This window comes from Komagataeibacter sucrofermentans DSM 15973, assembly GCF_040581405.1.
Classification (GTDB): Bacteria; Pseudomonadota; Alphaproteobacteria; order Acetobacterales; family Acetobacteraceae; genus Komagataeibacter; species Komagataeibacter sucrofermentans.
Window position 1 is genome coordinate 169,335 of the sequence record NZ_CP137157.1, and the last position, 12,665, is coordinate 181,999.

Below are 12,665 nucleotides of genomic sequence, written 5' to 3' on the forward strand. Positions count from 1 at the left end.
CCATTACCGCCGCCCCCGCTCAAGCTCGGGGCACGATTGTGGCCTGTCGCGCTCCAGCCACAGCTTGGCCGAGACCAAGTAATACGCCGCCTTGAACACGGCCATCGGCAGGCGCGTTCTGAGCTTGCCCCTGAAGTCGCCCGCGAGCAGCGAGATCACCCCATCGCGCATGCGGAACGCGTTGCGTGGGTTCATGAACAGGTGGCGGATGACCGGCGTGTTGATGCGGTAGATCAGCCACGCGACCCGCTTCATGGCGGCACGGGTTTCCTGCTCCGCCCGGTGGGCCGCCCGCCGCCCTGCCTTGGGGGATTTGAGCCACGCATCCGCAACCGACACGCCCCGCTCGGCGCTGCTCATGGCCAGCAGCACGCCCGAGGAGAACACGGGGTCGAGAAAGCCGAAGGCATCGCCAATCATGTAATAGCCTTCTCCCCATGACTGCCCGGCGTGATAGGAGTAATTGCCCGTGGCCATTATGTCGCGCAGCGGCGTTGCGTTGCGCATGCGCGCGCTTACGCTCGGGCTTGCCCTGACCTTGCTCCAGAACAGGTCGGCCGGGCTGCCCTTGCGGCCTTCAAACGCCACGCGGTCACCCACGAAGCCCACGCTCATCAGCCCGTCGGGCAGGGGGATCATCCAGAACCAGCCATTATCCACCAGATGGATGGAAATATAGCCTTCCCTGTCGCCATCGCGGAATTCGACACCGCTGAAATGACCGAACAGGGCGGCGGTGGAATTGTATTTGTTGCTGGTCTTGTTGCCCGCGCGGCTGGCGAGGAAGGTATCGCGCCCCGAGGCATCGAGTATGAAGCGCGGCGCGAAGGCCTGCTTTATGCCATCCGGCCCCACGGCCTCGACATGGCCGCGCGCGCCGTCCTGCCCCGGTTCCACGCTGGTGACGCGGGTGTTTTCCAGCAGCGTCGCGCCTTCCCTGCCCGCGTGGCGAAACAGCATTTCATCGAATTCGGAGCGCACGACCTGGTAGCTGTTGGTGTAGCTTTTGTCGATGCCATAGGCGAACGGAAAGGCGACGCTGCGCCCGGTCACGTCTGATACGAACTCGGCACCCGGCTTGAACACCCCGAACGCGCGCACCCGGTCCATCAGGCCAAGGCGCTCGAGAATGGGCAGGTTCCAGGCCAGTAGGGATTCACCAATATGAAAACGTGGATGGCTGTCCTTTTCCACCACGATCACCCTGCGCCCCTGCCCGGCCAGCAGGGCGGCGGCGGTTGACCCCGCGGGGCCACCGCCGATGACGAGGACATCGCATTCCTGCGCGGAGCTGCCGTCGGTGGGGGGTGTCATGGGGCGTTCTTTCGTGCTGGGGTCCGGGGTCATGCCATGCCACCATTGATCGAGATGGTCTGGCCGTTGATGTAGGCGGCGCGGCTTGAGGTGAGGAAGGCGACAAGATCGGCCACTTCCTCCGGCTGGCCCGCGCGTTTGGCGGGCACGAGGTCGGCAATCTGGCGCGGGGTCATTACCGCGTCGATGGCCGGCGAGGCAATGACGCCAGGGGCCACGACATTGACCGTAATGCCCCGGCTGGCCACTTCACGCGCAAGCGCGCGCGCGGCCCCGCTCAACCCGGCCTTGGCCGCCGCGTAATTGGCCTGCCCCCGGTTGCCCATGATGGCCGCGACCGAGGAAATGCCGACAATGCGCCCCCATCGCGTGCCGATCATGGGCAGCAGGAGCGGCTGGAGGGTGGCAAAGAACCCGTCAAGCGATACGGACACGACCGAGCGCCACTGCTGCGCGCTCATGCCCGCCATGGGCGCGTCATCATGAATGCCGGCGTTATGCACCACCACCTGTACCACGCCTTCGGCCAGCAGGGTTTCAAGCGCCGTGGCGGTGGCGGCCATGTCCGACAGGTCGCACTGCCACGCCTGCGCCGAGCCACCCGTGGCGCAAATTCCGGCGGCAATGTCGCGCGCCTTGTCGATGGCGTTATGCGCATGGACGATAACGTGCAGCCCATCGCGTGCGAGGCGCTGGCAGATGGCCTGGCCGAGCGGGCTGGCGCCCCCGGTTACGAGTGCGCGTTTCATGCCTGTTGTCCTTGTGGTTGCAGCACGACAAAACCATGGCCCGTGACCAGAGCGGCCCCGGCTTCGCTTTCCACGCGAAAGTGGTAGCGCATGCCCTGTTCATCGGTCTGTTCGCATGTCGCCCTGACCTGCAATGTGCCCCATTGCGGCTGGTCCAGCCGCCCCGGCGCAAGGTGGATCTGGCGCAGGGTGGTCAGGTAGCCGATGCGCGGGGTAGCTCCTTGCGCGTGCAGCCCCCCATGCAGGGCGGCCGCCTGCATGCCGATTTCAACCCCGCACACCATATCGAGCCGCCCGTTGCGGCGCAGCGGGTTGGCGGGATCAAGATGCGCGCGGGTGGTGCAGTGGATCGTCTGCACATCATGCGCGATGACGCGCTCGAGCATGCAGCTTGCCCCGGCATGGGGCATGCGTGCCTCAATATCTGCCCGGGTCAGCATGGCGTTACCTTTATGGCTACATGCCCCACATCGCCTGCCACGCGGATCTCATGCATGCCGCCCTGGGCTATGGCGGCCAGAAGCGGCAGGCAGCGGGCCGCCGGGTTGTCGTGGCACAGCGCGCGCAGCGCTGCCGTGGTCTGCGCATCGGGCAGGGTCAGTGCGGTGTCGGCAGCACCCTCCGGCCCGTATTCCATATCCAGAACGGCAGGCGCATGCGGCACGGGGTGGGGGGAGAGCACGAGCCCCACGCCAAACGTGCCCTGCGTGGGCCGTTTCTGGGCCAGCGGCTGCGGCATGGTCATGTCATAGACACACAGGAGAACGGTCTTTTCTTCCACTACCGCCTCGGCTGCGGCCTGCAGCAGGGAAAAGCCCCAACTCCAGTCATATCCGCCAAAACAGGCCACGGGCTGGTGGGACTGGCTGCCAATGGTCCAGTACCCCGCCGCCGCGTTATGCACGGAATTATGGAACTGCGTGGGCGATACGCCCGCCGTGGGGTCGGCCAGTGCCTGCAGGATGGTGTTGACCACCATGCCATCGCCATTGGAACTGCCAAACACATTATGCACTTTAGCCGGGTCACAGCCTGCCGCGGCACAGGCTTCGCCGGCCACGGTCATGGCCAGGCGCACGATGGGGCTGGTGCGCCGCCGTTCGTTGGGGGCCAGGGTGGCGGGTGGCGGCAGGGCGCACGGCGTGGGCTGCCATGCGGCTTCCCCGCGCAGGATGGCGCGGGCGGGCTCCCATCCCGCCATGCCATCGGCCAGCACGGCCAGGCCCGAAATCCATACGCGCATCAGGCGGCCTTTCCAAAAATCAGGCTGCAGTTTGCCCCGCCAAAGCCAAAGGCGTTGCTCATGACATGGTGCACGGGCCGGGTTACGTTGCCGGTCAGCACATCCGTGCGGAAAGCGGGGTCCACTTCATCCACGCCAAGGCAGCCGGGCATGAACCCGTGCTCGATGGCTAGGGCGCAGATCATCGCCTCCAGCACGCCGCACGCCCCCAGCGTGTGCCCCGTCCAGCCCTTGGTGGAGGAGCACGGAACCTGCGCGCCAAACAGGGTGCCGACGGCCTTGTCCTCCATGGCGTCATTGGCGCGGGTGCCGGTGCCGTGCAGGTTGATGTAATCAATGGCGTCCACCGGCAGGCGCGCGCTTTGCAGCGCACGCTGCATGGCCAGCACCGCGCCCGCGCCGTGGGGGTGCGGGGTGGACATGTGGTGCCCGTCGCTGCTCGCCCCATAGCCGAGCACGGCGGCGCGAAACCCGGCCGGAGGGCCGCTGACAGCGCGGCCATCAGCGCGTTCGAGCAGCACGATGCCCGCAGCCTCCCCGATCGAGATGCCATCGCGCGATGCATCGCACGGGCGGCAGGGTTGGGCCGAGACCAGTTCAAGGGCGGCGAACCCGCGCAGCGTCATGCGGCACAGGCTGTCGGCTCCCCCCACCACCACCGCATCGCAGAGACCCGCGCGGATCAGGTAGGCCGCATCCATGAACGCGCGCGAGGAGGAGGCGCACGCCATCGACACGCAAAGTGCCGGGCCACCAAGATCAAGTGCGGCCCGCACATACCGCGCGAGCGAGAACAGGTCCTGCGTATGTTCATAATCAAAGTGCGCAGGCAGCCTGCCCTGCGCATCCATGGCGCAGAAGGCGTCCTCGCTGGCTAGAACGCCCGATGTGCTGGTGCCCATGACCACGCCAATGCGCCCCGCGCCATAATGCGCGCGGGCGGACATGATGGCATCGGCCACGCCATCGGTGCGCAGGGCCATGTCGATCAGGCGGTTGTTGCGGCAGTCATAGGCCGCCAGCGCCGGGGGCAGGGCATGGGTTTGCACGCCTGCAACGCTGCCCGCATAGCCGTGGGTGATGCCGGCAAAATCGCACCGCTCCAGCCCCGTGCGCCGGTCGCGCAGGGCGGCCAGCGTCTGTGCCACCCCAAGGCCAATGGCGCTTATGCCGGTGCCCGCGGTCACGTGCAGGGCGGTCATGGCGGCGGTCATGAACGGGCCTGCCGCGCGGTGTCGGCTACGGGTGCCGCCATCATGAAACTGAACAGCATGGCCAGAAACGCTCCTATCGCGACGGTTGAGCCAATATCACGCAAAAGCGGGGTGCGGCAGCATGCAAGGATGCCAAAGGTCAGAAGGGTCATTGTATTGCAGGTGAGCAGGGTGCGTAAGGTGCGGGCGCGCTCGGCGCGGTCGATCTGGGGGCGGGCGAAGAACAGGGCATAATCCAGCCCCACCCCCATTACGAACTGGAGCGAAATGACATGGATGAGCGACAGCCTGACCCCCAGCACCGCCATTGCCGCCATGATTACGATGCCCGCGCTCCCCACCGCCACGCACACGCGCGCCAGCCGCCGCCCGTTGCGCAGGCCGAGTGCCAGCACGATTATCGCCATGAGCGTGCCAGCCACCGTCCACCACAGGGCCTGGTGCATGTGGTCAGCCACGATGGCGTTTGTTTCGTTGCGCATGTTCAGCACCATGATGCCGGGCTGCGTTGCGAAGGCCGTGGCAAGGGCTGCCGTATCGCGCACGGTTTCGGGCAGGATGATGCCAAACCACTGGCCCTGGCGTGCAAACAGCAGCGGGGCAAGGCGGGTGGCCACGAGCGGGGATGTCATGTCGCCCGGCTGTAACGGCGCCATGGCGCGTGTCACGGCTACATCATGCACGAAGGGGGCAAAGGCATCGGGCTGGAAAGGCAGGTCGGCGCGGGCTTCATCAAGCCTGCGGGCCAGTTCCGCCGTATCGGGCAGGCGCGCGATCCGGGCGCGTTGCAGGGTCATGCTGGGCAGGAAGCGGGCGGCATATTCCGCATCGCCCATCACGCCGCGTGCCTGCAGCGCGTCGAGCACGGGCATGAGCCGTTCCTCGCGTTCCAGCACGCCCTGCACGCTGGGCGCCTGCACGATAATGGCCTGCCCGGCATCAGGCGCGCCGATTTCGTGGCGCAGTTCCGCATCGAGCGCGCGCAGCGCAGGCGGCACAGGGCTGAGGGAGGCGATATCCGTCTCGCGCTGAGGGGGATGGACCAGCAGCACGCCTGCGCCAATCACCGGCACGATCAGGAACCACAGGCGGTAGCGCCGCCAGGATTCAATGCGCAGGATGCCATCTGCATGGGTTGCGACGCCGGGGGAAAGATCGGCCTTCTCGATCAGGCGCGGCAGGAGCCACAGGGTCGTGGCCGCGGCGCTCACAAGCCCCGCAACCGAAAACACGCCAAGCTGCGCCAGCCCCGGCAGCCCGCAGAACACCATGCCCGTCAGCCCCAGGCACGCGCTGGTCACCGCAAGGCGCAGGCTGGTGCCGATCCGGCGCAGGGGGGCTGCGGCGTCCTCGCCCTGGTCGCGGTGGCCGATGAGCAGCACGGGATAGTCGAGCGAGACGCCAAGCATGGTCATGCCAAAACCGAACGAGATGCCATGCACGTAGCCAAACAGCACCTTTACGACCACCATCGCCACGCTGAGCGAGAGCGCGAACGGAATGCCCATGGCCGCCAGCACCCATGGCGAGCGGAAGCGCCAGATCAGCACCGCCGTAACCAGAATCATCGAGGCGGTGGACAGGAACTCCACATCCGCCTGCATGGCATGCGAGGCCTTGAGCGCAAACACCGCAGGCCCGGACATGAGCAGGCGCATGCCCGGTCGCGCCGCAGCCGCGTAGGCCGCATTGATCGCGGCCTGCACCTGCTTTTGCGCATACAGGTCCATGCCGTTGGCGCGGGTGCGCAGCAAAATCAGCGCGCGGTCGCGCTCGGGCGCGAACCACACGCCATCAATGCTGCGCCCGTGGCTGTGTGGCGCCCACGCCCGCAGCAGCGCCATGAAAGCCCCGGTCGGGTCAGCCAGCCCATAATGCTGGGCCAGTGGCTCGGCGGAGGATTCCATCATGTCCAGCACGGCCTGCATGTCATCATGCAGCGCATCGACCGAAAAATCGCGTGCGGAATCCGGGGGGGCGAGCAGGTAGCGGTGGCTGAACAGAAAGGCCTCGTCCGCGCCATCGGGCGGGCGGCTACCATTGGTCACGGTTACGAACAGCCCGCTGTGGGCAAGGCTGTCGGCCATGGTCTGGCTGGCCTGTGCCAGCACATCGGGCGGCGCACCCTCGATTGCGGCCAGAATGACCGTGGCGGCGCTGCCGGACTGGATCTCGCGCATGATGAAGCGCGTGTTGTCCGTGCGGCCCGCAGGCAGGAAGCCCGCCATGTCGGTGCGCAGCGGTATGGCCATGAACACGCACGCCGCCACCACCAGCGAGACCAGCAGGCCGATGGCCAGCGGCTTTATGGAGCGCGGGCGTGCCGTCATACGGGCGGGTCGATGCGCATGACCTGCGTATCCCCATTGGCCTGCACCACGCGGATCACGGTCATGGCGTTGTTCTGGCCATCAATCGTGATCGTGCGCACGTAGCGCGCCATGGCGGGCTGGGGGGTGAGTTGCAGCGTCCAGTGCGCCACGTCGCCCTGTGCCGCGAGCGTATAGTCATGGCGCAGGGCGGTAATGTCGCCATCAAGCGGTGCGCGGATGGCCTCGACAAGGGCGGCAAGCTGCGCATGGTGCGACAGGTCCACCACGCGGGCCGGTCCCTGCCCTCGCGCCAGGCTCAGCGTCGTGCCCTGCACGATCAGGGTCTCGGGCCGGGGTTCGCGCGTGATCTTCTGCACATGGCCCGGCCGGGCATAGATCAGTTCACCCGATGAATTGAGGTCATGCGTCAGGGCCGCGATATGCTTGCTTTCATGAAAAACATTGTGCCGCGCGGGCACCATGCCGATGCGGGCAATGACGGTGGCGGCCAGGTCGGGCGCGGGCGGCTGCGTGTCCTGCGCGTGTCCGCGCCCAACCCCCCAGCACATGAACAGCGCCAGCGCGGCGGGCGCAAGGCGGGCGCGTTTATGGTCCATCATGGTTCTCCCCGTGTTTTCCCACCTGCGGGGCAACCCATACATCATGGAAATTGAACCAGTTATAGGGATGGGCGCGGCACAGCCTTTCCATCCAGCGGGCGTAATGCCCCATCCACGTGGCCAGCCCCTGCGCGCGCTGCCTGCGCGGGATGGTGATCTGTTCGGCCAGCAGCTCGAAGCGCACCGTATACTGCCTGTAGCCCGTACGCACCCCGCTGAACAGGATGACCGGCACCCCCAGCATGCTGGCCACCAGCAGCGGCCCGGCGGGAAAAGCCGCCATGCCGCCAAGGAACGGCGTGAGCACGGATTTTTCATGCCCCGGCGCCCTGTCGCCCAGCATGCCCACCAGTTCGTTGCGCGCCAGGCTCTCCTGCACGCGGATCATGGCGTCAGGCTCGCCGATATCAATGATATTACGGGCAAATTCCGGGGCAAGCTGCTCCAGCAGGCGCGTGGGCGCACCCGCATTGCGCCGGAACATGAGCACCCTGACCGGAAAGGGCGACATGCGGCCCACGCTGCGCAATGCCTCGAACGAGCCGATATGCGCGCCAAGCAGGATGCACCCGCGCCCGCCCGCCATGGCCGCGTGCACGCAGTCCAGCCCGTCGATGTCGATTTTGTAGCCCTTGTAACGGCCCGAGAGGAAAAAGACCCGGTCCAGTATGGCTGCGGCAAAGGTATGGAAATGCCGCGCCACATCCAGCATGTGCACGGGCCGGTCGAGCACGCGGGCCAGATACTGGCGCGAGGCCCGGCGCGCCTGCCGGGCCGTAAGCAAAAAATACAGCGTGATGAACGGCAGGATGGCCTCGCCAAACGGGCGGCCCACCCGCAGCGTCAGCCAGATCATGAAGCGTGACAGCGAGGCTATGCCGCGCTCGGGCCTGACCCAGCCGGGTTTGGGCTCAGGCATGGGCGCCATTGCGCAAGCGCCCCTTTGCCACCACCTGCGTGCCCACCGTGCAGGTAAATGCCAGCGGCTGCGTTGTATGCGTTACGCGTACGGTATCGCCCGGCCGCACGGGATGCAGGAATTTCACCTGTTCCAGCAGGGCAGGCTCGACCCCCATGAGGCCAAAGGCCTCGCTCAGTACCACCACGCCGGGCACGATGGGGCAGCCGGGAAAATGCCCGGCAAGGGCAGGGTGGTCCGCTGCGATGCTGAAGCACCCCGCATCATGCGCTGTCGTGGCCAAGCCGGCGGGCGCGGTGGCGGGGCGCGGCTCATGCACCAGCGCCTGCAGCGCCGCGCGGGTCAGCTTGCCCGTTTCGTTGCGGGGCAGGCCATCCACGCGCATGACCCGGCGCGGCAGGAAAGCGGGGGGCACACGCGCGCGCAGTTCGGTCAGGATGTCGGGCGCGGTGCGGGTGGGCGCCACCACCACCACCTCCATGCGCCCCACGGGCTGGCCCGGCGCATCGGGTTCGGGGGCGAGGAAGATGCCATCCTCAACGCCCTGTACGCCCAGCAGGATGGCGTTCAGCCCGGCAAGGGAGGTGCGCTGCCCCGCAATCTTGATGATGTCGGTCATGCGGCCTTCCAGCCTGAAGGTATCGGGCGTGAGCGGCGTGATTGCATCGCCCAGAACGTGGCTCGTGGCATCGGGCGCATGAATGCTGGCCGTGCCATCGGGGCGGGGGTGCAGGCTGATGCCGGGGTGCAGGCGCCACGCCTGTGTCGCGGTGGTGCGGCGCGTGGCGATGGAGCCGGTTTCGGTGCTGCCATAAATCTCGAAAACGGGGGCATGCCAGCAGCGTTCCGCCATCTCGGCGGTGGCGCCATCGAGGGGGGCTGTAGCGGAGATGACCCGCGCTATCGGCGGCAGCGGCGTGTGGCCGGTCAGGAACGTGCGGATGTGCAGCGGCGTGGTGAGCAGGATGCACGGCTGCGGCCCCTGCTCGAGGCGGGCGCGGATATCGGCGGGGAACAGGGCAGGCCCCGTGGTGCTGATGCAGCCCGTGACGAGGGGCTGGATGACCGTCGTCTCGAAACCATACATGTGATAGGGCGGCACCGTGCCCACGATGGTGGCAACCCTGCCCGGCACGGGCATGAACAGGTTTATGCTGGCCTGCGCCCGGCGGGCCAGCGCGCCCCATGTCTTGGCATGGGCGACCGGGGTGCCGGTGCTGCCCGATGTCAGGATATGCGCCACGAGCTGCGTTGCGGCAATATCCGGGTTGGCGGGGGTGCCCGCGCCATCGAGTGACAGGGCGGAGAGGTGGATGACCGGCGTGCTCGCTGGCAGTGTGCAGGGCGGCAGGTCGGTATCGGTCACGATGGCCGCATCGGGGTAGCAGGCCAGCAGGTGCGCAAGCGGGCCTGCGGCCCTGCTACCCGGCAGCACGCTGTACTGCCCGCGCAGCACGGCGGCACAGAAGGCGGCGGTAAAGTACAGCCTGTCGCGGCACAGGTTGATGATGGGCCGTGGGGGCAGCGTCGCGGCAAGGGCGTGGGCCGCATGGAGCACGCTATTGCCGGTTATGAGGCGTTCCGGTGTTCTGAACAGGGGGGCTGCCGGATGACCGAGCAGGGGAAACGCATGCATGGTGATGGCTTAGGACGGGGAATGCGCTGCTATGTAATGGGTCAGGCTGCGCACGGAGCGGAAAATATCCACTTTATCGGCATTGTCCGAACGGAGCTCCACTCCATACTGCCGCTTGATCGCCAGCGAGAGTTCCAGCGCATCAATGGAGTCCAGGCCAAGGCCATCGCCAAACAGGGGGGCATCCATCTCGATTGTGGAGACGGGCATGTCCAGTTGCAGGGTCTCTACAATAAGCGCCGCTATTTCGGTTTCTGATGGAGATGGAGGGTTTTCCGCCACTAATTTATGCCTATTACTTACATTAATATCAGAAGGTTTCTGGCCGCGAGCATACCCCGCCCCATGGCCTGTAACAATGCAGAATCATTCTGTAACAGCAGCCGGGGTTTTTGCATCGCGCTTCAGTGTGATGCCGGTATGGTAGATCCTTACGGTCAGGCGGTCATATGCGTTTAGCTGGCATTATCATGCTCTTTGTGGCGAGTGTAGGGGCGCATGTCTTCTCGGCCATGGGGCTTGTGGTCCCTGCCGCGCGCTGGCTGGTAACGGGGCAGGCGCTGGGGGGTGGCCTGCTGCTGGCGGCTTCAGCCATTCGCGGGCGGCTGGCGTGGGGGCTGTGTCTTGCGGCCCTTGCAGCACTCGGATACGGGCTGCCCCCCGGTTTCGTGCTGCTGGCGGATTCCGTGGTGCTGTACGGCGTGATTCAGGGCGCGTTACTGCTACTGTTCGCCCGCACCCTGCGCCCCGGGCATGAGCCGCTTGTCACCATGCTGGCACGCCAGGTGCACGGCACGCTACGGCCCGACGTGTTGCTTTATACCCGCCAGCTGACATGGGCATGGACCCTTTTCTTTGCGGTGCAATTGATCCTGCCCGCCCTCCTTGCGCTGGCGGGGCCTGCGGGGTGGTGGCGCGCGGTGCTGCATGGGGCGAGCATGCCGCTTGTGCTGGTCATGTTCGGGGTTGAAGCGGGGGTGCGGCGCTGGCGCATCCGCAATTTCGATCACGCCTCGATCATGGACTCCGTCAGGGCCTTCAATAACCGCGCGCGGGGGTGAGGGGCGGCCTTTTTACGTCCGTGCGGCGCGCCTGCGCAGGGGCAGCAGGCATAGTCGCGCCAGAAAAATGATCATGAGCCGCACATGCATGCGGATCAGCAGCAGGTTGTCGCGCAGGTAGTGAAAGTGGGAGATGCCCCCTTCATCGTGGCTGAGGTAGCGCACGGGTGAATCAAGATTGACGCAGGCCAGCCCGCGCCAGCACAGGCGCACGGCGGCCTCGGGGTCGAAATCATAACGGCGCATGCCCGATACGCCATCCATGACCGCCAGCAGGTCGGCCGCGGGATAGACCCGGAAGCCGAACAGTGAATCCCCGATGTCGCTGCCCGGCGTTTCCAGTCGCGCCCACCAGTTGGAAACCCGGCGCCCCTGCACCCGCAGGGCAGGTGCATCAGCGGCAAAGACCGGCCGCCCCAGAATCAGGGCCGCCGGCGCGCGGCATGATGCATCGATGAACCGGCCAATCTGCCCGGCAGGGTGCTGCCCGTCGGCATCCATGGTCAGGATATGGGTGTAACCATGCGTGCGCGCCCAGCGCAGCCCGTGATGGATGGCCGCCCCCTTGCCCCGGTTGCGCGGCAGGTGCACCACCGACAGGCCGGGATGCGTGGCGGCAAGGGCGGGCAGGCTGTTGGCGCTGCCATCGGTGCTGCCATCAACCACAACCAGCACGTCGGGCCAGAAGGCCAGCGCCTCGGCCACCGTGCGCGCCAGGACCGGGCCGGTATTGTAGGAGGGAATCACGACAAGATGGCGCGGGGCGGGCGGGTTCATGCCATGCCTCCATGCGGGGCCTGCCGGGCAAGGGCCTCGGTCAGCCAGGCCTGCACCTGCCCGGCCAGTTCGCGTGATGTCATGGCGCGGGTGGCCTGCGGGGGCAGGGTCGCGCCGCGCGTGACGGTATAGGTAATGGGCAGCGCGGGGCAACGCAGCAGGGAGGCGCCTTTGCGCAGATAGGGCGAGCTGGTGGTAATGACCATTGTCTGCACCGTGCAGCCCGCCTGCATGGCAATGGCGGCAAAGGCGGGGTGAAAGGCGTTATCCGCCCGCGCCCGGCCCGAGCGCGTGCCCTCGGGGAACAGCAGGATGGGCTGGCCCGCGCGCGCATGCGCCACCGCGCTGCGGATCAGGCGCAGCGGCGTGTCGTTGCCGGGATATTGCGCAAGCCGCAGCGCCGCGCCGTAAAACGGGTGATCGAGCAGGGACTGCTTGGTTACGCACACAAGATCGGGCAGGTAGGCGGTGAACAGCATGGCATCCATCAGCGATGGATGGTTGGCCACCACCACGGTGTTGCGGATATGGGCCAGCGCCTTGAGGTCGTGCGGGTTGCACCGGATTCCGCCCAGCCCGCGCAGCACGTTGAGCGACAGCCGCGACATGACCCAGATCCATCGCCGCCCGACCATGCCCCGCCACCTGCGCGGCACGACAGGGGCCAGCAGCAGCGCAACAGTATTGAATACCGCAAAGGCCCAGACAGCATAGACAAGGCCGATGCAGAAAATAATTCTATGCCAGCCTCTCCGCGCCATCTTGCGTATCATATCCATAAAACAGAACCGGGCCACCACGACAGGACAGGCGCCTGAGA

General features: G+C 66.6%; 13 protein-coding genes. 1 reads left to right on the forward strand and 12 read right to left on the reverse strand.

The features are described from left to right. Positions 1 to 3: 3 nt before the first annotated feature. From R5N89_RS00800 to R5N89_RS00845, 10 genes are read right to left on the reverse strand one after another with little or no spacing between them, the layout of a single operon-like run. Entirely contained in the window at positions 4 to 1,347 is a 1,344-nt protein-coding gene (locus R5N89_RS00800; RefSeq protein ID WP_244192094.1) for an NAD(P)/FAD-dependent oxidoreductase, read from the reverse strand. Further along, positions 1,344 to 2,063: a 3-oxoacyl-ACP reductase FabG gene (gene fabG / locus R5N89_RS00805; RefSeq protein WP_110567823.1), complete on the reverse strand. Its 720-nt coding sequence runs from the start codon at positions 2,061 to 2,063 to the stop codon at positions 1,344 to 1,346. The genes R5N89_RS00800 and fabG overlap by 4 nt, the downstream gene beginning before the upstream one ends. Continuing rightward, the gene (locus R5N89_RS00810) at positions 2,060 to 2,503 is read right to left on the reverse strand and encodes a phosphotransferase (protein ID WP_110567825.1); all 444 of its coding nucleotides are present in this window, start codon (positions 2,501 to 2,503) and stop codon (positions 2,060 to 2,062) included. Before R5N89_RS00810 ends, fabG begins: the two co-directional genes overlap by 4 nt. After that, positions 2,497 to 3,306 (reverse strand): beta-ketoacyl synthase chain length factor, encoded by an 810-nt coding sequence (locus tag R5N89_RS00815; protein WP_110567828.1) that lies wholly within the window; start codon positions 3,304 to 3,306, stop codon positions 2,497 to 2,499. The genes R5N89_RS00810 and R5N89_RS00815 overlap by 7 nt, the downstream gene beginning before the upstream one ends. After that, positions 3,306 to 4,520 carry a beta-ketoacyl-[acyl-carrier-protein] synthase family protein gene (locus tag R5N89_RS00820; RefSeq protein WP_244192095.1) on the reverse strand — a complete coding sequence of 405 codons (1,215 nt, stop codon included), beginning with the start codon at positions 4,518 to 4,520 and terminating at the stop codon, positions 3,306 to 3,308. Before R5N89_RS00820 ends, R5N89_RS00815 begins: the two co-directional genes overlap by 1 nt. After that, on the reverse strand, positions 4,517 to 6,850 hold the full coding sequence (locus tag R5N89_RS00825; protein ID WP_110567830.1) for an MMPL family transporter: 2,334 nt from the start codon (positions 6,848 to 6,850) through the stop codon (positions 4,517 to 4,519). The genes R5N89_RS00820 and R5N89_RS00825 overlap by 4 nt, the downstream gene beginning before the upstream one ends. Next, positions 6,847 to 7,452 carry a LolA-related protein gene (locus R5N89_RS00830; RefSeq protein ID WP_146220187.1) on the reverse strand — a complete coding sequence of 202 codons (606 nt, stop codon included), beginning with the start codon at positions 7,450 to 7,452 and terminating at the stop codon, positions 6,847 to 6,849. The genes R5N89_RS00825 and R5N89_RS00830 overlap by 4 nt, the downstream gene beginning before the upstream one ends. Then, the gene (locus R5N89_RS00835; protein WP_110568051.1) at positions 7,439 to 8,371 is read right to left on the reverse strand and encodes a lipid A biosynthesis acyltransferase; all 933 of its coding nucleotides are present in this window, start codon (positions 8,369 to 8,371) and stop codon (positions 7,439 to 7,441) included. Before R5N89_RS00835 ends, R5N89_RS00830 begins: the two co-directional genes overlap by 14 nt. Then, positions 8,364 to 10,007, reverse strand: coding sequence for an AMP-binding protein (locus R5N89_RS00840; protein WP_110567833.1), 1,644 nt, complete (start codon positions 10,005 to 10,007; stop codon positions 8,364 to 8,366). The genes R5N89_RS00835 and R5N89_RS00840 overlap by 8 nt, the downstream gene beginning before the upstream one ends. 9 nt (positions 10,008 to 10,016) lie before the next feature. Further along, a complete protein-coding gene (locus R5N89_RS00845; RefSeq protein ID WP_244192096.1) occupies positions 10,017 to 10,217 on the reverse strand; it encodes a phosphopantetheine-binding protein in 201 nt (66 codons plus the stop codon). Positions 10,218 to 10,456: 239 nt separating this feature from the next. Between R5N89_RS00845 and R5N89_RS00850 the strand changes: the two genes are divergently transcribed. Further along, positions 10,457 to 11,068 carry a hypothetical protein gene (locus R5N89_RS00850; RefSeq protein WP_110567837.1) on the forward strand — a complete coding sequence of 204 codons (612 nt, stop codon included), beginning with the start codon at positions 10,457 to 10,459 and terminating at the stop codon, positions 11,066 to 11,068. A 12-nt stretch (positions 11,069 to 11,080) separates the two neighbouring features. On the opposite strand, the gene R5N89_RS00855 is transcribed toward R5N89_RS00850, so the two are convergent. Beyond that, on the reverse strand, positions 11,081 to 11,845 hold the full coding sequence (locus R5N89_RS00855; RefSeq protein ID WP_110567839.1) for a glycosyltransferase family 2 protein: 765 nt from the start codon (positions 11,843 to 11,845) through the stop codon (positions 11,081 to 11,083). After that, on the reverse strand, positions 11,842 to 12,606 hold the full coding sequence (locus R5N89_RS00860; protein ID WP_167400831.1) for a 1-acyl-sn-glycerol-3-phosphate acyltransferase: 765 nt from the start codon (positions 12,604 to 12,606) through the stop codon (positions 11,842 to 11,844). Before R5N89_RS00860 ends, R5N89_RS00855 begins: the two co-directional genes overlap by 4 nt. Positions 12,607 to 12,665 lie beyond the last annotated feature (59 nt).